This is a genomic window from Bartonella sp. P0282 (genome assembly GCF_048452985.1).
In the GTDB taxonomy this organism is placed as follows: domain Bacteria; phylum Pseudomonadota; class Alphaproteobacteria; order Rhizobiales; family Rhizobiaceae; genus Bartonella; species Bartonella choladocola.
The window spans coordinates 96,562-115,957 of record NZ_WTFO01000003.1 but is presented as its reverse complement, the minus strand read 5'-3'; the positions used below and the strand labels follow the sequence as shown (position 1 = coordinate 115,957).

The 19,396-nt window shown below is 47.7% G+C and carries 14 protein-coding genes; 6 read left to right on the top strand and 8 right to left on the bottom strand.

Annotated elements, in window-relative coordinates:
- Positions 1 to 59 precede the first annotated feature (59 nt).
- The gene (locus GQS64_RS09555) at positions 60 to 398 is read left to right on the top strand and encodes a hypothetical protein (protein ID WP_149866666.1); all 339 of its coding nucleotides are present in this window, start codon (positions 60 to 62) and stop codon (positions 396 to 398) included.
- Here GQS64_RS09555 and GQS64_RS09550 read toward each other — a convergent pair.
- The gene (locus tag GQS64_RS09550; RefSeq protein ID WP_077993041.1) at positions 395 to 1,300 is read right to left on the bottom strand and encodes a metallophosphoesterase family protein; all 906 of its coding nucleotides are present in this window, start codon (positions 1,298 to 1,300) and stop codon (positions 395 to 397) included. The two genes, GQS64_RS09555 and GQS64_RS09550, sit on opposite strands and share 4 nt — an antisense overlap.
- Before the next feature lie 1,676 nt (positions 1,301 to 2,976).
- Between GQS64_RS09550 and GQS64_RS09545 the strand changes: the two genes are divergently transcribed.
- Complete coding sequence (locus GQS64_RS09545) at positions 2,977 to 3,123, top strand: hypothetical protein (RefSeq protein ID WP_198231409.1); 147 nt, start codon at positions 2,977 to 2,979, stop codon at positions 3,121 to 3,123.
- A gap of 165 nt (positions 3,124 to 3,288) precedes the next feature.
- Here the strand turns inward: GQS64_RS09545 and GQS64_RS09540 are convergent, their stop codons facing one another.
- Positions 3,289 to 4,008, bottom strand: coding sequence for an OmpW/AlkL family protein (locus tag GQS64_RS09540; protein ID WP_077993040.1), 720 nt, complete (start codon positions 4,006 to 4,008; stop codon positions 3,289 to 3,291).
- 633 nt (positions 4,009 to 4,641) lie between these two features.
- Here GQS64_RS09540 and GQS64_RS09535 point away from each other — a divergent pair.
- Positions 4,642 to 5,205: a GNAT family N-acetyltransferase gene (locus GQS64_RS09535; RefSeq protein WP_246798542.1), complete on the top strand. Its 564-nt coding sequence runs from the start codon at positions 4,642 to 4,644 to the stop codon at positions 5,203 to 5,205.
- Positions 5,206 to 5,673: 468 nt separating this feature from the next.
- On the opposite strand, the gene GQS64_RS09530 is transcribed toward GQS64_RS09535, so the two are convergent.
- From GQS64_RS09530 to GQS64_RS09515, 4 genes are read right to left on the bottom strand one after another with little or no spacing between them, the layout of a single operon-like run.
- Complete coding sequence (locus GQS64_RS09530; protein WP_198231408.1) at positions 5,674 to 7,800, bottom strand: hypothetical protein; 2,127 nt, start codon at positions 7,798 to 7,800, stop codon at positions 5,674 to 5,676.
- Positions 7,797 to 10,631, bottom strand: coding sequence for a DUF4159 domain-containing protein (locus tag GQS64_RS09525; protein ID WP_198231407.1), 2,835 nt, complete (start codon positions 10,629 to 10,631; stop codon positions 7,797 to 7,799). Before GQS64_RS09525 ends, GQS64_RS09530 begins: the two co-directional genes overlap by 4 nt.
- Before the next feature lie 3 nt (positions 10,632 to 10,634).
- On the bottom strand, positions 10,635 to 11,540 hold the full coding sequence (locus GQS64_RS09520; protein WP_198231406.1) for a DUF58 domain-containing protein: 906 nt from the start codon (positions 11,538 to 11,540) through the stop codon (positions 10,635 to 10,637).
- Positions 11,541 to 11,598: 58 nt separating this feature from the next.
- The gene (locus tag GQS64_RS09515) at positions 11,599 to 12,693 is read right to left on the bottom strand and encodes an AAA family ATPase (RefSeq protein ID WP_077993031.1); all 1,095 of its coding nucleotides are present in this window, start codon (positions 12,691 to 12,693) and stop codon (positions 11,599 to 11,601) included.
- A 172-nt stretch (positions 12,694 to 12,865) separates the two neighbouring features.
- Here GQS64_RS09515 and GQS64_RS09510 point away from each other — a divergent pair, with 172 nt between their 5' ends.
- The gene (locus GQS64_RS09510) at positions 12,866 to 13,519 is read left to right on the top strand and encodes a CoA pyrophosphatase (RefSeq protein ID WP_198231405.1); all 654 of its coding nucleotides are present in this window, start codon (positions 12,866 to 12,868) and stop codon (positions 13,517 to 13,519) included.
- Entirely contained in the window at positions 13,516 to 14,769 is a 1,254-nt protein-coding gene (locus GQS64_RS09505; protein ID WP_246798541.1) for a CCA tRNA nucleotidyltransferase, read from the top strand. Before GQS64_RS09510 ends, GQS64_RS09505 begins: the two co-directional genes overlap by 4 nt.
- Before the next feature lie 298 nt (positions 14,770 to 15,067).
- Here the strand turns inward: GQS64_RS09505 and hemF are convergent, their stop codons facing one another.
- Both hemF and GQS64_RS09495 read right to left on the bottom strand, forming a co-directional pair.
- A complete protein-coding gene (gene hemF / locus GQS64_RS09500) occupies positions 15,068 to 15,982 on the bottom strand; it encodes an oxygen-dependent coproporphyrinogen oxidase (protein ID WP_198231403.1) in 915 nt (304 codons plus the stop codon).
- Positions 15,983 to 16,090: 108 nt separating this feature from the next.
- A complete protein-coding gene (locus GQS64_RS09495; protein ID WP_198231402.1) occupies positions 16,091 to 16,546 on the bottom strand; it encodes a tRNA (cytidine(34)-2'-O)-methyltransferase in 456 nt (151 codons plus the stop codon).
- Positions 16,547 to 17,156: 610 nt separating this feature from the next.
- Here GQS64_RS09495 and GQS64_RS09490 point away from each other — a divergent pair.
- Positions 17,157 to 18,995 carry an ABC transporter ATP-binding protein gene (locus GQS64_RS09490; protein WP_077993020.1) on the top strand — a complete coding sequence of 613 codons (1,839 nt, stop codon included), beginning with the start codon at positions 17,157 to 17,159 and terminating at the stop codon, positions 18,993 to 18,995.
- The last annotated feature ends 401 nt before the right edge of the window (positions 18,996 to 19,396 follow it).

The following is a 19,396-nucleotide window of genomic DNA, read 5'->3' as shown; positions in this document are numbered from 1 at the left end:
CGTCAAGGTCAAGGCTTTGCATTTATTTGGCTTTTTTGTCTTTTTTGGGGGCATAGATTTTGCTCGAAAACACCGGTGTTCCGTCTGTTTTTTGGCGCTTTATTCGAGCATATGAAATCCAAGTTACAACAGCTATATTCGGGCTGAGCAAACCCGATTTATGCCGCATTCGTTCAAATGCCGGAATTATTTTAAACGCTGGTATTATTTTACATGCTGGTATTATTTTAAACGCTGGTATTATTTTAAACGCTAGTATTATTTTACACGCTAGTATTATTTTACCTGCTGGTATTATTTTACATGCTGGTATTATTTTAAACCGGCTGTGTTCCAGCCGGTCAGAGGAAAATTGCTGTCAGGTCTTTTGTTTGAATGCACTAAATCGAATGCACTAAAAGAGCGGAACTTTTTCGGTGCAGTTGATTTCATTCTCTTTATTGATAATGGTATAGCGTTCAAGCCCGCAATGCCAGCTTTCACAATCACCGTCGATTGTAAACCAGTTGTAATTGGCGGGTGGCTTTTTACCGCCAAAGGCTTGCGAGGCAGAAGCAACGCCAACCACCGGAACGTCGCGTTCTTTCCCTTCAATATGTTCAAGAGAAGGAACATGGGTATGCCCATGGAGAACAAGTTCTGCACCTTGTTGTTTGATGACACGTTGGAAACGTTCAATACCCCATAATTTTTTATGCCAATTGGTAGCGTTTTTATAAGGGGGGTGGTGTATCATCACCATCCGGAACAGATTACGTTCTTTCGCTTCGCGTAAAAGATCAGCCAGATGATAGGCCTGTGCACTGTCAAAGTGGCCGGTTGCGAAAAACGGTGGTGTGGCAATGGCTGAAGAAACGGCAATAATAGCGACCTGTCCACGAACCCGCATATAGGGGAAAAGAGCACTCCAGCCATGGGCTTCTTCGCTGGTAATCCACGGCCGGAAGGTTTTGCAGGCTTTTTTGAAAGCGCCCCCGACATAGGCATCATGATTGCCGAATGTGAGTGAAATATCGCTCGCCGGACCTTGCGCCACAAGCCAGTCTTTGGCGGCCGCGAATTCTTTTGGCAAAGAGAGATTCACGAGATCACCGGTTATGACAAGATGGTCAGCCTGTTTTTGTTTGATACTTTCCATTAAAGCATCAAGCGTTTGCCGTCCCATTTCACCGGTACGGTTTTTCTTCCAGTTAATATAACCGGTTAAACGCTTTCCCATAAGCTCGAAAAGACGAGGGGCAGGAAGCGGCGACAAATGAATGTCGGATATATGAGCCAAGTGAAACATTCCACAGAACATAGCGAGACAATAAAAATAGGCAACAAAAAAACAAAAAGCTTTTAAAATGAAGAGGATATAAGAACAAACATGGCAATTGAGAGAGTATAATATCGGAAAAATTCAAAAAACAGCTTAAAAAGAGACAATTATTCGCCACGCACCGGAAGAGAGAAGGCAAACGAAACGGGGAAAGTCTCCATTTTTAAAAAAGTCGGAGCAAACGTTTGCAGCTTTCATAATATTCGGCTTCTTTCGGAAATAGCATGGATGGAAATAAGCGGGCTTTAGCTCATAGGCCTCGAACCCAAGCGCACAAGACCGGTGTATGACATTTTGTAAGATTGGTAGAATTTACAAGATTGCTATATTGCAATTTACCGGGAACAGCCACTCTCAGGAAAATGGCATCATATATCCATCAACGGCCCCGCGACATATGCGGCGTTTTCTTCTCGAACATGAGTTGCGAGAAAGATTCAAGATCGCAGTTTTATAAGAATTCCGGTGATAAAATCCAAATCCGCCATCATTCAGGAAATGGCTGGGATTGGCATGTCTCTGCCGATGATCTCGTAAATCGTCGGGCGAAGGGCGGAAAATCATATTCTGAGTGATTGATAACCAAAAAAATGAGCTACCCTTTGTGTTGTGAAATACAAAATTACCTTTGCATGGCGGGACAAGCTTGAAGGAATCCTTATAGGCAGGAAGGAGGTTAACAAGTTTTGCTCCGAACCGGAATTGACAAGGGGTATGTGCACGGTGAGGCCAGCGTGAAGGAATCCCATAGCCAAAGAAGCAGGAGGTTAGGCAGGTCTTTTTTCATGAAACAGAATTGGTCAGGCGTGTGTTTGCGGTATGGCAGGTTTGAAGGAAATTCCCTGAGCCGTGGGGAGGCTAGCGGTTTTTTGCCAACAGGTTTGGCAGGGATTTTCTGCGCGTGGAAACATACTTGAAAGAACCTCTCTTTGAGGGGGGAGATTAACGACGGTTTCATTCTGAAACGGGGTTGGCAGAACTTATGTGCATTGTGTAGCAAGCTCTAAGGATTCCCGTAGCCAAGGAAACAGGTAAGCAGGGCGGGCTTTTTCATAGAACAGGATTGGCAAGGCATATTCTGCGCGGTGAAACGCGCTTGAAAGAACCTCTCTTTGAGTAGGGAAGATTAACGACGGTTTTATTCTGAAAAGGGATTGGCAGAACTGATGCGCATTGTGTAGCAAGCTCTAAGGAATCCCATAATCAAGGAAACAGGTAGGCAGGGCGGGCTTTTTCATAGAACAGGATTGGCAAGGCATATTCTGCGCGGGGAAACACGCTTGAGAGAACCTCTCTTTGAGTGGGGAAGATTAACGATGGTTTTATTCTGAAAAGGGATTGGCGGAACTTATGTGCATTGTGTAGCAAGCTCTAAGGATTCTCGTAACCAAGGAGACAGGAGGTTAGGCAGGGCGGGCTTTTTCATAGAACAGGATTGGCAGGCATAATCTGCGCGGTGAAACGCGCTTGAGAGAACCTCTCTTTGAGTGGGGAAGATTAACGACGGTTTTATTCTAAAACGGGATTGGCAGAACCTATGTGACCAGTGAAAACGGCTTGAAAGACACTCTTTGAGCAGCAAGGGCGGCAAGCGAAATTTTTGTTCTGACACAGGATTGTTGTGCACGTGTCCGTGATGGAGCAAGCTTGAAGGAATGCTATGGACCCGCAAGGAAGCTTACGCGGTTAACGAGGCTTGTGTTCTGGAAAACAGGATTGGCAGTGCGCGTGTGCGCGGTGCAGCAAGTTTGAAGAAAACCCTTGAGCAGTCAGGCGGCTGGCGCGCTTTTATCGTGAAATAGTATGCAGATGTGTATTCAGGACATCAGATAAAGCAGGAGACTTAAAAGCCGGAGATGTAAAAGCCGGAGACTTATTGAAAACAAAAAAGGACGCTAAAAAGCGTCCCTTTTTTGTGAAAAGTAAACCAAGCCCCCTCAATTTACTTTTTCAAGCCCCCGCCTTTATTAGAAGCGATAGGTTACACCAGCGCCGATCAGCCATGGATCAAGCTTGGCTTTACCGCTGATGTGTTCATTCAGACCCAAAGCGTCAGCAGTTGCTTTGTTAAGCTTGCCGTCGAAATCCGGACGGAGGTAAAGTTTCTTGACATCAAAGTTGAAGCCCCAGTGTTGGTCGAGCATGTAGTCAAAACCAACTTGAAGAGCGCCGCCCCATGTGTTGTCGATGTCGAGGTCTCTCAAACCAATGCCGGCTGAATTGTGGTCAGCATCTTCATTGTAGAAGATTGTGTAGTTAACACCACCACCGATATATGGCTTGAATGCGCCGAAATTGGTGAAGTGGTATTGAAGAGTAAGGGTCGGAGGCAAAATCCATGTTTTACCAAGCTTGCCAGCACCTGCTGCATGCAACGAACCTTGACCGTCGATTGACGAATAGGTTGTACCCAAAATCAATTCGGCAGCGATGTTGTTGGTGAAGTAATAGGTGATGTCGAGTTCAGGAATAACTGTGCTTGAGAAGTCGAGGTCAGAACCATGAATCTGGTTAACATGACCTTTGTCGCGTGGAACAACGCCGAGAGCGCGAACGCGGATCTGCCATGGGCTTTGAGCTTCCTGAACAACAGGCTTTGCACTCTGAACATCGGCAGCCGAAGCTGAACCTGAGAAGCTGAGTGCTGCAGCGATGGCAACTATACTGCTACCGATCAATTTCTTCATATCATTGTCTCCTAAATCAATATGCGTGCGTGTTTCACATCAGTAATTTGATTACGTTCAAGCCTATTTAATCTGAAATATCCATTGATTTGAATCAAACAATCGCCTTTTTGCCGCTTTATCGCCTTGTTTGAGAAGTAACTGTATCATTATTGCAACAAATTTTGTTGGCTGTGGAAAAAAACAGAGGCGGTTTCCGGCGATTATTAAGTGACTGTTTACTAAGTCGAATCAACTGCAAGAAGAAAAAATCTGTTTATCCAAGAATTTCTGTTACAACTGTTTATTCATGAACCAGTTTTAATAACCGGATGCAGGTAAAGATAGATCGTTAAAAAAGCCAAACTCACAAGATGCTGATAAAGTGATTGCTTTCATGCTTTTTTACCGCTAACAATTTTAGTGTTGCATAAGAATTGCTTGGCCGTTCGGAAATCGTCCATGATAGGTAAAAGCCGTTAAAGCCGCCAATCGGGATTTCAGGTATTCGGCCAAGAAAATGCACGTCGGACATAGGCAAACAGTTAACAAGTAGACAATGATGTTTTTTTCAGATCAACGACGATGAACTGCCAGTGGTTTTGGATACTTTGCCGTTGATTATGTTTCACTTGTTTTCTTGCCGGTTTTCATATGGAAAATTATTCGTCTGCACTCGACCTTTCACAAACGCCAAAAGTTGATAATAACAATATCACGTTGATTTCCGAAAAAACGGATCATCAGGAAATGATCGAAGAGCTGAACAGAGAAGCTTTCGGTCCTGCCCGTTTTACACGTGCCGCCCACCTTATCCGCGAAAAGGGCGGGCATGACCTCGGCCTTTCATTTGTTGCCATTTTCAATCATCATCTGGTTGGTACAATCAGAATGACCCCGATTGTGGTGGGAAATGTCAATGGCTACCTGCTTGGACCGATTGTTATTTCACCGAAGTTCAAAAGCTTAGGCGTCGGGAGCCTGTTGATGCGCCACACAATTGAAAAGGCAAAGGCCAAAGGGGTTTCCTTTATTCTGCTCGTTGGTGATGAACCTTATTATCGCCGTTTCGGTTTTTCAAAAGTACCGGTAACGGACATGGTTATGCCCTTGCCGGTCAATCCTGAACGCTTGTTGGCACTTGAACTTGTTGATCGTGCATTGGAAACAGCAAAAGGGCTTGTGCTTCACAAAAACCAGTCCAAACGGCAAGATTGAAAACCGGTCAAATCGGCAAGGCAGATTTTATCTGCTTTCAACGGCAATGAAAAGCGGTGCATGGGGTGAACGCCGGCTCTATTTTGAAATTCGGTGAAGGACTTATGCCCATCGTAAACAGGCGGTTCCTGCCCATATGTTTTGGACTTTGCCAAAGTCTTTTTGCTTTTGTTCAAGTGTCGAGACAATCAGGCTCGACAAAGTGTCGAGACAACCGAAACTCTCGCGAGAGTTAAAGACGATCGCGCCGGTTGAAAGGCATTGCACCGGTCGGAAGGTGGTGCACGAGTAAAAAACGGTTATGACCGTCGAAAGGCCTTAGAACGGTAAAAACTGGCGTGACTTTCGGTTATCGTTAAGAACAACGGAAACTGTTGTGACAGTCTGCAACATGTTTCATTTGTGGTCGAAATTCTTGAAGGGGCGCGTTTTATTGTCTTCATTTTTGAAGAAGGCCGTATTGGTGATTTAACGGCCTTCTCTATACCAGAGGCTTGCTAACAGAAGAAGTGAAGCAACGAGCGCCAGAACACCGTTGAACAGTGAAAAAGCGGATGTGCTCACCAGTCGGGTTTCGCTGGCGGCATTGAGCAGAATGCGGTTTTGCCTTTGTGCGGGGGCAAGACTCTTGCCTTTTACAACATCTATGGCAGGCAATGTGGCTTTATCACCCGCCTTCTGGTGTAGACGCGTGACTGCGCCCCCACTGGTTCCGGCCACCGGCAACAGTTTTTCTTCAGTCGAAATCAACTCGGAATATTCGGGTGAATTGACCGCGCCAATATGTGTCAGCGCTTCCTTGTCGCCATTGGTGACTTTGAAAAGTCCGATTTCATCGGTATCAAGCGTTGCTTCAAACACACCTTCCTGCTGTTTTTCCAAAGTCACATTTTTGGTTTTTCCTGAAGGGAAATGGACTGTGGCAATATCGGGTTTGTCGGCCATGGTTTGGCGGCGAACGGTCAGCCTGTTTCCATTGCCGGAAGCTGACAGTGCTTCTTCTTCGAGTTCCGGCTCTTTCATCAGCCAATGTGCCATGCGTCTATAAAGGGCGGCATAAGGCCCGCCACCCTCGAAACCGCGTGCCCATAACCAGCCTTCATCGGAAAGCAACATTCCCACACGTCCCTTGCCAATATGCGACAGCAACATGAGCGGGCGGTTGTCTGCACCATTCATGAGAACGGTGCTTTTGGAGCTATCCTGAACTGCGATCTGGCGCAGCCAACGACCCCAATTTTGTGCCTTTGACGTGTCGGCTTTGTCCGGATTGTTTTTCACAACCTCGCCCGAAAGGCCGCGTGTGACAGGGTGGCGCAAACCCGCTTGCGTCAGGCTCGGTGTAAAAGGTTTTTCAATAATTTCACCGCTCGGCAATGCCGGCAGAACGCTTAATAACGGCGTACGCGCAAGCGAATTGTCACCGGCAAATTCGGGCCCTGTTGCCATCAGCAATGCGCCACCATTTTTCACATATTGAGCGACATAGTCGTAATAGATCAAAGGCAACACATTATAGTGCTGGTAACGGTCGAAAATGACGAGATCAAAGTCGTTAATTTTGTCGACAAACAGTTCGGTTGTCGGAAAGACAATCAGCGAGAGCTGGCTTAACGGCGTATTATCGGCTTTTTCGGGAGGGCGCAAAATAGTGAAATGGACAAGGTCGATGCTGGGGTCACTTTTCAACAGGTCCCGCCATGTGCGCTCGCCATTATGTGGCTCCCCCGAAACCAGAAGCACGCGCAAGTTTTCACGCACACCATCCACCACCGTTACCGCGGTATTATTGACATCGGTCAGCTCGCCAGAAAGAGGCGAGGTCGTAACCTCGATAATGTTCTTTCCGGCATGGGGAAGGGTAATTTCGGTTTCGATTTCTTTATTTGTTGCTTCGGATTGGTGGAAAACAACATTGCCATTGATCTTGAGTTCCACCATTGCATCACGGGCAGAAGCGGGGACTTTCCCCTTATCCTGAATTTCAAACCGTATTTTAAACGGTTTGTTGGTAATTCCGAAACGCGGCGGGTCGACAAACTTGACCTGCCTGTCATATTCGTCGGGTTCACCGGTAATAAGGGCATTCACCGGCTTTTCACCGGAAGTGTTGGCGTTTGCCGCCTCAATATCATGAACTTCACCGTCGGTAATCAGGATTGTGCCTGCATAACGGGCAGGCGCAACATCCGAAATGGCTTCGTTCAACGGCGTAAACAGCCTTGTTTCGCTACCATTATTATTGTCCGAGATGGCCTTTGCCTCGATCAGGCGGGGCTCGAATTCAGGATGATTTGCAAGCTCTTCCCGAAGCATTTTCAATGCCTCTTCGGTATCTTTCGAGCGCGAGCCGAAATTCTGGCTCTGGCTTTCGTCTATGACGATACCGACAGTGCTTTTCAACGGCTCCCGCTGTTCTTCGACCATAACCGGATTGATGAGAGCAATTGCCATAACAGCGAGTGCACAAGCCCGCAAAACCGCCCCGCGTTTACGCAAAACAAGTGCGGCTATAACAAATACAAGTGCTATACCGATTAAAGTGAGGCTTAACGGCCAGGAAACCAAAGGTTCAAACGCAAGTGACTGGTTCATTGTGATTTTTCCTGTCCCAAACGCTCCAGAAGTGCCGGCACATGCACCTGATCGGCCTTATAATTTCCGGTGAGAATATACATGACAATATTCAAACCACCGCGAAAAGCCCAAACACGCTGCATCTCATCATCGGGAACAAGCGGATATTTCCATGCGCCTTTTCCGTCATGCGCCCATGCACCGGCAAAATCATTGGCAGTGATGAGAATCGAGCTGACACCATCGCCCGCATGGATTGGCCGTTTGTCATTTCCCCCAAGTGCCGATGATAAAATCCATAATGGCGAACCTCTATAGCGACCGGGGAAATCCGGCATGATAAAAAACGATCGCGAAATAACATGATCGGGGGGCGCCTGCTCAAGTTCGGGAATGTTGAGACCATCCAGAATATCGCGCAAGCGTTGGTTGTTGGGTGTGGTTTTGCCGCTCAAATCCATGCCGCTTTCAATCTGGTCGTGGGTGTCGAACAAGACAGTGCCACCTTGATGCATATAGGTGTTGATTTTGTCGATCGCCTTTTGTGTCGGCATCGGCGAATTGGCGTCAACCGACCAATAAATGAGCGGGTAAAATGCGAGTTCGTCCTCGTCAAGATCAAGTGCGGCAACTGCGCCGGGGTCAATCGTTGTACGGGTTTTTATGAACTGCCCCAAAGCTTCGAGACCGGTTTTGCTTGTATTATCAATGTCATCCAGTCCGGTTATGACATAGGCAAGCCGCGTTTTTCCCGCCGATTGCGCCATTGCTGTGTCTTTGTCGGAAAGCTTTTGTGCAAAAACAGCTTGTGGCGTGAAACTCTGTAGCAGGGTGAACGCCATTGCAAAGGCCAATAAAATCACCAGAAATTTGCGTTTTCCGGTGAATAGTCGGCCTTGTTTTCCGAACAATTGTCGCCCGCAGAGCATCACAAATGTATCAAGTGCAAAAATTGCAATGGCAAGTGCCAGCAGAAAACCGTTCAAATGCGTTTCAACATCGTTTGAATAGTCCATCAAACGCACTTTTCCGGCAAAAATTTCTGTGTCGAGCGGTGTCAACCTGTCCTCTTTATCGAAGAGATTGACTGCATAGAGGTTGTTTTTCTTTCCATAAAGGCCGGGAGGATGGTTGAACGAGGGAAGCGCCTCGGTTTTATCGTTCAATATTAGCGGCGATACGGTTGAGGGGGCCGGTACAAGCGCCCCGTTTACATCTATAATCTGCCAGGGGTCGCGTACAATATTTTCATCACTTTTTGCCACGTCGCTTTTCGTGTCTGTCTGATTTGCTGTTTCTGCCAGTCTTTGCATCATGTCGACAAAAAAGCCCGAAAGCGGCAATGTCGACCATGTCGGGTCGGCCGAAGTATGAATGAAAATCAACATGCCTTTGCCACGCTGGGTGGCGGTAATGAGCGGCGTGCCATCGGCGAGACTCAACCATGTGTGGTCGAAAAGTTCAGGGCTTGGTTCGGCGAGAATTTGCCTCGACACCGTCACATCATCGGGAAAAGCAAGATCGGCAAAAATACCCTTTTTCGGTAAAGGTGCAAGCTTTTGCGGCGTTGCCCACGACATGATGCCGCCCAATTGGCGTTCTCCATGACGCATTTTTACCGGCAGTAACGGGTCATCGCTATCGCTACTTGCAAGATTTTGGCCTGCAAAGCGAATAAGTGTGCCGCCTTTTTCAACAAAACGGGTGAGGAGATCCTGCGAAGCCTTGGGCATATTCACAACATCATCCATGATGAGTGTGGAAGGATTTTGTGCGATAAGTTGTTCGATAGCGTCGGAAAAATTATTGCTGCTTGCGGTAATGATCTGGTCGCGCCCCTGAAGGGCCTTGGTCACATAATAAAGGGGCGACAAAAGCGGCTGGGTGAGCTCATGGGCAGAAGTTGCAAGAATTGCAACGCGGTAAATATGGTTTCTGGAATCGGAAAGATATGTGCTTGCAACATCATTTCTGCCACTCACCCTGATAGCGGCAATGTCGTTTTTGAGTTCGAGCGGCAAGTTGAAAGCGGCAATTGTCGACGTTTCACCATCTTCAAAACGACCTCCAGTTTCCCCGATCAGCCGCCCTTCGCGGTCAAAGGCGGAAAGCGAAAAGTTTTTTTCATTATTGCCTTTTGCGCGTACCAGATCGACAGCGAGCGACCCGCTCTCGTTTTTGACCGATGTGATGGCGATCAATTCGGCAATGTCGGTGTCGTAAAGCAGGATATTGCTATTGGTATTGGCAACGAGTTTATTAAATGCGCTTTCGTCTTCAACCATTTGTAAGCCGTCGGAAAGATAGGCAATATCGGCTTTTTGACCTTTGAGGGCGGTTATCAGCCTGTTGATGATAGAAAGGCGGTGAGCGGGCAGGGATAAAGGTTGCAGATTGTGAATAAGACGACCCGCTTCTTCACTGCCGAGCGGGCGGATGTCCTGATTGTCATTGCCAGCGGTTGCCGCAATATAGATTGTCTTTTTTGCCGCATCTGCCTGTTTGATGAGTGCGGCCGCGGCATTGATGCGCTTGTCCCAATCATGAACCGAAGACCAGCTATTATCAATGACAATGGCAAGCGGTGCTTGCCCTGTCAAAACTGTCGATGTCGGCCGCCAGATCGGATCGGCAAAGGCAAAGATGACAATTGCCACCAGAAGAAGCCGTAAAAGCAGCAACCACCACGGAGTACGGTTGGGCGTTTCCTCTTTATTGGCAATTTTTAACAAAAGCCGTAATGGCGGAAAAATTTCGTGCGCGGGTGCTGGTGGTGTGACATGCAACAGCCACCAGATAGCCGGTAGTGCAAACAAAAAAAGTAGCAGAAAAGGTGCACCGAAACTCATGCCTTAACCTCTCCTGTAACCTTGAGCCTGTCCGATGAGGTTGGCAAGTTCGAGAATAACCGTGCTCATTTTTTTATCGGTCGCGGCAATGTGGTAACTCGCACCGCTCTTGTTGGCAAAATCGGCAAGACTTTGACGACGCGCTTTATAGAGGCGCAAATAGGCATCCTGAAATGTCTCGGCACGACCGGCAAGATAATGTTGACGGCTTTCCGGATCAATAAATTCGACCCGTCCATGGTAGGGAAAACGCTCTTCTGCGGGGTCGTAAACTTCGACAAAATGCGCCGTCACATCGGCATTTGCCAATGCGCCGAATTTCTTTTCAATTGTGTCCGGATCATCCAGAAAATCACTTAAAAGGATGATATGCGAATGGCGGCTTACGTCAAGAAAATCACCGAACTTCAGGGGGGCTTTGAGATTTGCGAAACTTAAAGCCATTTCTTCGGCCGCATTGCGTGATTGGGTGGGAGCCATAAGCCCCGGCACTGCGACACGCTCTCCCGATCGGGAAAAAAGTTCGCAAAGGGTCAGTGCCATAAGCATAGCATAACTATCCTTGGGCATGTCGGAAAAGCGGGATTGATAATGCATGGAGGGCGATTGATCGGGCAATATCCATATCGTCTGGGCGGCTGCCCATTCCTGATCGCGAAGATAGATATGATTGTCGCGCGCCGAGCGGCGCCAATCAATGCGCGTTACCGGTTCGCCATCAACATAGGGGCGAAATTGCCAGAAATTATCGCCATTGCCGCGTTTGCGCCGGCCATGAAAACCGGAAACCAGCGTGTTGGCAATGTGGCGCGCCTCGATGAGAAGGTCAGGCAGTTTGGCCGACTGGATACGGGCTTTCACCGCCAGATCGGTTGGTGCTTCTACATTGATGTCGCGAGCAATAGCCATTATTTGTTTTCGCTGTCCGTTGTTTTGTCATCCGTTGTTTTAGTGAGCGGATGTCCTTTTATTCGATGTCTTTCACAAGATCATTGATAACTTCAGAAATTGTAAGCCCGTCGGCGCGCGCTGTGAAGTTCAATGCCATACGGTGTTGCAAAACCGGAATTGCCAATGCTTTGACATCGTCAACCGAGGGGGCAAGCCGCCCCTGATAAAGTGCGCGCGCTCTCGCACACAAGGACAGGGCTTGTGAAGCACGCGGACCCGGCCCCCAGGCAATGTGTTTTTTAGCGTGCACATTATCGGAATCGGGGCGGGCAGAGCGTACCAATTTCAAAATGGCATCGACGACATTTTCGGAAATCGGCATTTGTCGCACCATTTCCTGAATGGTTTCGAGCTTCTTTCCGTCAAGCACCGGTTTTATTGTTTGTTTTTTTGCGCCCGTTGTTTCGACAATAATGCGCCGTTCGGTATCAATATCGGGATAATCGACATTGATCTGCATGAGGAAACGGTCAAGCTGGGCTTCAGGGAGCGGATAGGTTCCTTCCTGTTCAAGCGGGTTTTGTGTTGCAAGCACATGGAAAGGGCTTGGCAAATCATATTGTTCGCCGGCAACAGTGACATGATATTCCTGCATGGCCTGCAACAGCGCCGATTGGGTTCTGGGCGAGGCACGGTTGATTTCATCAGCCATAAGAAGCTGGGCAAAAACCGGCCCCTTGATATATCTGAAAGAGCGTTTTCCGCTTTTGTCGGTATCCATGACTTCCGAACCGATAATATCGGATGGCATCAAATCGGGGGTAAACTGGATACGTTTTTCATCCAATCCCAAAACAGTGCCCAATGTTTCGACCAATCGGGTTTTTGCAAGTCCCGGCACACCGACAAGCAGTGCGTGCCCGCCCGACAAAATCGCAATAATACTGTTTTCAACAACAGTGCTTTGACCGAACACAACCTTGTCGATCGTGGCGCGCAACGTTTCAAACAGCTTTCCGACATTGTCGAAATCGGCAATTATTCCGGCATCATCTTTTGCTGCAATTTTGTTTGCAACTTTTTGGGAAGCAGCCTTTTTTGCAGGCTTGAGGGCAGATGCGCCAGCTTTTGTTTTTTTCGGCTCGGATGTTGTTTTAGAAGCGCTTCTCATGGCTTTTCCCCAGAACTTTTTGAATAGATGACCAAATAGAATTGACGGTGATGGAATTTGTCACCACCTTCATCTTTGAACAATGACTATTTCATGGCTTGTAGCAGAAAAATAACAGAAATGAACTGTCTAAAAGTCTTGAATAGCGATTTGACAAGAAGGTTTTTTAAAATTGGATAGAGAAAGTCGGGTAATTTCGCAAAACGACATTGTCAAAAAATTTAATGAAGAAACAGAATTTTCAACCGTTTCACGCTCTTCCATACAATCGGTTAATTCCGGCCGGCCGTTTTCCAATTCTCTTCCCATGCGGCAAAAATCCGAACGTTTGTCCTGGCAACGCTCGGCCGTTCTTGTCGGCCTTGTTGAAAAATCCGATATGCCACATCTCGTTTTGACAAAGCGGACAGCAAAACTTCTCAAGCATTCCGGACAAATCGCTTTTCCGGGCGGGAAAAGAGAAGCGCGCGACACCAGCGATGAAATGACAGCTTTGCGAGAAGCTTATGAAGAAATCGGGCTGGAGCCGGAATATTTCACAAAACTCGGCGAACTCGACTTCTATTATACGTCGACAGGTTTCGAGATTCGTCCGGTGGTGGGATTGATTGAAGCGGGCGCTGAATTTGTCAAAAATGATGACGAGGTTGATGAAATATTTACTGTACCGTTAGCTTTTGTGCTTGATCCGAAAAATTATGTGATTGTATCAAAGAAGTCGGGAGCAGAAAAGCGGAGCTTCTATGCACTTTCCTTCGACAATCACTATATATGGGGTGCGACGGCCGCAATGATTCGTTCACTCGCAGAAAGGTTATCCCGTTGACTACGCTTAATATCGCCAAAAAAGCCTTGTGGCTTCACGATGAGGGGCTGCAACAACTGCTTCATTGTCTTTCGGAAAATGGCGAAGAGGCGCGCGTGGTAGGCGGGGCTGTGCGTAACCAGCTTCTGGGCTATCCTGTCAACGATATTGATATTGCAACAACCTGTGTGCCCGATGAAATTATCAAGCGGGTAAGCGAGAAAGGTTTCAAAGCAGTTCCCACAGGCTATGAACATGGCACAATCACTGTGGTGGTGAAGGGGCACTCCTATGAAGTAACCGCGCTTAGAGCCGATATCGAGCCGGACGGGCGGCAGGCAAAAGTTGTTTTCGGGCGTGATTGGAAGACTGACGCACAAAGGCGCGATTTCACAATCAACGCCATTTATGCCGATGCCGAAGGTAAAATTTATGATGATGTCAACGGTCTTGCCGATATTGAAAGCGAGACTTTGCGTTTCATCGGCGTTGCCGAGGATCGTATCCGCGAGGATTACTTGCGCATTTTAAGATTTTTTCGCCTTTACGCATGGGTGGGCAAAGGGCGTCCCGATGCCGAAGCCATCAAAGCTTGCGCACGGCTGAAAGACGGCCTTTTGCAATTATCTGCCGAACGGGTGTGGTCGGAGGTTAAAAAAATGCTTTCCGCTCCCGACCCGACGCGGGCGCTTTTATGGATGCGGCAAGCCGCAATTTTGGGAATTATTCTTCCCGAAACCGAAAAATGGGGCATCGACGCATTTCCCCCGCTGATCGGAACCGAACATGTCATGGGCTTTCCTCCCGACCCGTTATTGCGGCTTTTTTCCATTGTGCCACGCGATGAAGTGCGATTGAAAAAAATGGCCGAACGGTTGCGCTTTTCCAAAGCTGAAAAAACACGGTTGCTCGCCTTTGCGCATATGGGGCCGATCAAATATGATTGTCCCGATGTCGGAATTAAAAAACTGGTCTATAATCATGGCAAGCAGGCGGTTCTTGACGAATTGACGCTCGCATTGTCACATGCACGCGCCCATGCTTTAAGCAATGATAATGCACTTGTTGAAGCAAGCCATTATACACGGCTCAGAAAATTGGCCGAGCATTATGAGGTTCCGGTTTTTCCCTTGACCGGCAAAGATCTTTTACCTCTCGGCATCACCGAGGGGCCGGCCATCGGGCACAAACTTAAAGCGCTGGAAAGGCTTTGGGTGGAAACCGGCTTTTTACTGGATAAGAAAGCACTCCTCGATATGGCAATGGCCTGAGATATGGCAACGGTCTGAGATATGGCAATGGCCTGAGATGTGGCCATGGCCTGAGATGTGGCAATGGCCTGAGATATGGCCATGGCCTGAGATGTGGCAATGGTCTGATCGGAAATATCAGCCTCGCGGCCTATTCGGTAAAATGAGGCAGGTTTGCTTTCGTGTCCGACGTGATGAAGGCGAAGTTTATCCGGCTTATTTTATCTGCCACCTTTTGTTCAATTTCGTGATTACACCCATTTCGGGATTTGGCTTAGCGAAATAGCTAAAGCTATTCCGGCTTTTTTAATTGAAATTGCTAAAGCCATTTAACAGTGGGCGGCAGGGAAGAGAGAATACTTTCGATATTTCCACCGGTTTTAAGCCCGAAAATAGTGCCCCTGTCGTAAATAAGGTTGAATTCGACATAGCGGCCACGCTGGATAAGTTGGGCATTTCTTTGTTTTTCTGTCCACGGCTTATTGAAGTTTTCCCGCACAATCGAAGGATAAACAATGTCGAAAGCCCGCCCGACATCCTGCGTAAAACTGAAATCGGCTTCCCAGCCACCGGCTTCTTTGCTGCTATGGAGCCAGTCGTAAAATATACCACCAACACCACGCGGTTCTTTGCGGTGTTTCAAATAAAAATATTCGTCGCACCATTTCTTGAATTTCGGATAATCGGCAACGGTAGGGTGGCGTTCGCAGACATATTGGAATGCCTTATGGAAGGTTTGGGTATCAATATCCGACTGGGTGCGCCGCTCGGCAAGCATTGGTGTCAAATCAGCACCGCCGCCAAACCATTGGCGGGTTGTAACGATCATACGGGTGTTGAAATGGACGGTCGGCACATGCGGGCTTTGTGGGTGCACAATAAGCGAAATGCCACTTGCCCAGAAGCGCGGGTCATCTTGTGCTCCGGGAATTTCTTGTCTGAATTCCGGTGAAAATTCGCCATAAATAGTCGATGTCTGGACAGCTGCTTTTTCAAAAACGCGACCCTTCATGACCGACATAACACCGCCGCCATTCATGCCGCCGGGTTTTTCCCACGGGGTTCTGACAAATGAACCGGCAGAGAAATTGGAAAATTGGCCTGTCAGTTCCCGTTCCAGTTTTTCAAGTGAATTACAAATTCTATCCCGTAATGATTGGAACCACTCTTCTGCCCGCTTTTTCTTGTCTTCCAGATCGGAAGGCATGTCATCGGGAATGTCTCTATTCGTCATAATCCGTCTTAAATCTATAAACTCGTTTAGAATAACTCCAGAAAAGAGATAAGGGTTGAAAACGGCTTTGTCTACCTATTAATAATTCGCCGACTAATTGAATGAGGTCTATTTGTTGATCTGGCGCAATGCTTCGCTGACGCCGATTGCAACACTCACCGCAAGGTTGAGAGAACGCGCAACTTTGACCATGGGAATGGTCACTTCAGCGTCAACGGCTTGATGGACATAATCCGGTGCACCTGCCGATTCCCGCCCGAACAGGAGTACGTCTTCGTCCTGAAAAGAAAAATCACAATAAGGTTTGTCGGTTTTGGTGGTAAAAAGAATGAGACGGCGGTTTTCTGCCTTCTGTTCGGCCAGAAAATGTTGCCAATCAATGTGCCGCTTCAATGTTGCAATTTCGAGATAATCCATGCCCGCACGTTTCAAATGGCGGTCGGAAAGGTCAAAACCGGCCGGTTCGATAATGTCAACCGGCACGCCGAAACAGGCGCCGAGCCGCAAAATTGTTCCGGTGTTTCCCGCAATGTCGGGCTGAAAAAGTGCAATACGAACTGTCATGAGTGTTGAATAGGCTTTTGAACCCGCCATTGTAAAGAGGAGGGGAAGCAACGAAACACATAAAATTCACAATTCTTGGCAAACGTGTTTTTCTCTTCCGGAATGTGCTTTATAAATCGAAGTTCAAACAACCGGATTATGTAAAGTCTGCCGCCGGCTTTCCGGTTTGTCTGTGATTTGTCTCTAATTGGTCTCACTTCATAAACATTATCGCTTTTTGCCTCGTTTTTCTGCTGTCGGCGCTGTTCGAGATAGTGAAAGCCTTATTTGTTGCGGGAAACGTCTTGTAAGCGCGCAGTTTTGAACTATCTTCAGGGAGGCGCAAAAACCGTTTTATCGTCGTCGGCAAATCCGTGTTCTGCATTTTCCTGTCTAAAGACATCCGGAAAAGCCGGAAGAAGTCGGGAGCAAAAAAGTTTCCCGCTTTGAAAAATCCGCCGGTTTGTGACAAAAAGACATATGACACTTGAAGCCATGAAACACTTCGCTAATCGGATCGTTCCAAGGGGCCGGATCGTTCCACAGATTGTGTGTTCGGGTTTTGTGTTCGGGCAGAGGTCGAACACCATTTTGAGACAGCTAAAATAAAGCAGAAACAAGGAGCTCGACCATGTTTGGATGGTTTGAACGAAGATTGAACGCTTTTCCCGAAAAGGAGCTGAAACGACCACCGCAAAATCTGTTGGGTTTCTGCCTTTATTATACGGAAGGCGTTTGGCCGTGGTTGATCTTCATGGCAATCTTTACCGCCTTGATTGCGGTGACAGAAGTTTCGCTTTTCGGGTTTCTGGGCAGTATTGTCGATTGGCTCAATGCCAATTCGCGGGCAACATTTTTTGAAACGCAAGGCGTAAAACTTGCACTCATCGGTGTGCTGGTTGTTCTCATCCTGCCATTTTTTGTCACCATGCACAGCATGGTCATGCATCAGACATTGCTTGGCAATTATCCGATGCGGATACGCTGGCTTGTGCATCGTTATCTGCTTGGCCAATCCATGAGCTTTTTCCAGAACGAATTTTCCGGTCGCATATCGGCGAAGGTGATGCAAACGGCCTTGTCGGTGCGTGAAACGGTGATGAAGCTTTTTGACGTTTTAAACTATGTGATTGTCTATTTTCTCGGCACACTGGTGATTGCGGCTTCCTCTGACTGGCGGCTGATGGTGCCCTTTCTTTTGTGGATTATCAGCTATATCGGGCTACTTAAATATTTTATCCCGAAATTGCGCGATGCTTCCGAAGCACAGGCCGATGCGCGTTCTCTCATGACAGGGCGGGTTGTTGATTCTTATACCAATATTGCAACCGTCAAACTGTTTTCCCACCACGCAAGAGAGGAAAGCTTTGCCCGTGAAGGGTTCGAGCATTTTCAGGGTACGGTTTACAAACAGATGCGGCTGATCTCGAAATTTTCGATCAGCGTTTATGTGTCGAATTGTATTTTATTGTTTGTTGTGGGAGCGCTCGGCATCTGGCTATGGCAGCGGGATGCCATTCTTGTCGGCGCTGTTGCGGTCAGTATCGGCCTTGTCTTGCGGCTTAACGGCATGGCGCAATGGATTATGTGGGAAATGGCCGCACTTTTTGAAAATATCGGCATTGTCGAAGATGGAATGCATTCCATTGCACAGGATAGAATCGTTGAAGACAAGAAGGACGCCAAAAAACTTGTCGTCAAAAAAGGCGACATCCGGTTTGAACATGTCGGCTTCCACTATGGCAAGGGCAAGGGAATCTTGAAAGATTTCAACCTTCATATCGAGCCGGGTCAAAAAGTCGGCGTCGTCGGGCGCTCAGGAGCGGGTAAATCGACACTTGTCAATCTTCTCTTGCGTTTTCACGATGTCGAAGAGGGCGCTATATTGATTGACGGGCAAAATATTGCCGATGTCACACAGGAAAGCTTGCGCGCGGCCATTGGGGTGGTGACACAGGATACCTCGCTTTTGCACCGTTCACTCAAAGATAATATTCTCTATGGGCGGCCTGATGCCAGCAATCGGGAATTGCTTGAAGCAGTAAGGGATGCCGAAGCTGCCGATTTTATCGACAGTCTGCGCGACCAGAACGGCAAGACCGGATATGATGCCTTTGTGGGAGAGCGCGGCGCGCGCCTTTCCGGTGGGCAGCGCCAGCGCATTGCTATTTCACGTGTCATGCTCAAAGATGCGCCGATTCTTATTCTTGACGAGGCAACCTCGGCACTCGATTCGGAAGTCGAAGCTGCCATTCAGGAAAATCTCGCGCGCCTGATGGAAGGAAAAACTGTTCTTGCCATCGCCCACCGCTTGTCGACAATTGCCGAAATGGACCGCTTGATCGTGATGGATAAGGGAAAAATTGTCGAGGATGGCACGCATGAAGAATTGCTTTTGAAGCACGGTATTTATGCCCATTTGTGGAACCGGCAGGTTGGCGGCCATCTTGATCTTGATAGTGAGTCTTGAGATTTTATCGTTTGAAGGGGCTTGAGTGAAAAAAACGGGGCAGAAACGCCAGCCCCTTTTGAACCGGAAGATCTTTTCCTGTTTCCTGTTTTTTGTTTCTTGTTTTCGTAAAACAGAAACCTCTTCTTTGTTTGCGTTTACGGGGTGTCTATTTAAGCGAGTTTATCGGGCAATCGAGGCGTTTCCTAACCGCGCGCTTCGGGCTGCCTATTTTTCAATAACAATTCTGATGAAAGTTGAAAGGTTGAGCGGCAGTAGAGAAGCTGTTTTTTTAAAAGCCGGATTGTATTTTGCCGTTTCCGACCGGTCGCGACACCCGACACCCCGTTTTCTTCATTGTGTGATGAACTGCCGTTATTTGAAACAATCGGGTAAAAAAGCTTAGGCGATGTCGGCGAACG

Coding starts and splice junctions, on each gene's coding strand:
- hemF (WP_198231403.1), bottom strand. CDS start 15,982: ATGACGAATAGAGACATTCCCGATGACATGCCTTCCGATCTGGAAGAC.
- GQS64_RS09535 (WP_246798542.1), top strand. CDS start 4,642: ATGGAAAATTATTCGTCTGCACTCGACCTTTCACAAACGCCAAAAGTT.
- GQS64_RS09495 (WP_198231402.1), bottom strand. CDS start 16,546: ATGACAGTTCGTATTGCACTTTTTCAGCCCGACATTGCGGGAAACACC.
- GQS64_RS09520 (WP_198231406.1), bottom strand. CDS start 11,540: ATGGCTATTGCTCGCGACATCAATGTAGAAGCACCAACCGATCTGGCG.
- GQS64_RS09550 (WP_077993041.1), bottom strand. CDS start 1,300: ATGTTCTGTGGAATGTTTCACTTGGCTCATATATCCGACATTCATTTG.
- GQS64_RS09530 (WP_198231408.1), bottom strand. CDS start 7,800: ATGAACCAGTCACTTGCGTTTGAACCTTTGGTTTCCTGGCCGTTAAGC.
- GQS64_RS09515 (WP_077993031.1), bottom strand. CDS start 12,693: ATGAGAAGCGCTTCTAAAACAACATCCGAGCCGAAAAAAACAAAAGCT.
- GQS64_RS09540 (WP_077993040.1), bottom strand. CDS start 4,008: ATGAAGAAATTGATCGGTAGCAGTATAGTTGCCATCGCTGCAGCACTC.
- GQS64_RS09490 (WP_077993020.1), top strand. CDS start 17,157: ATGTTTGGATGGTTTGAACGAAGATTGAACGCTTTTCCCGAAAAGGAG.
- GQS64_RS09545 (WP_198231409.1), top strand. CDS start 2,977: ATGCTATGGACCCGCAAGGAAGCTTACGCGGTTAACGAGGCTTGTGTT.
- GQS64_RS09525 (WP_198231407.1), bottom strand. CDS start 10,631: ATGAGTTTCGGTGCACCTTTTCTGCTACTTTTTTTGTTTGCACTACCG.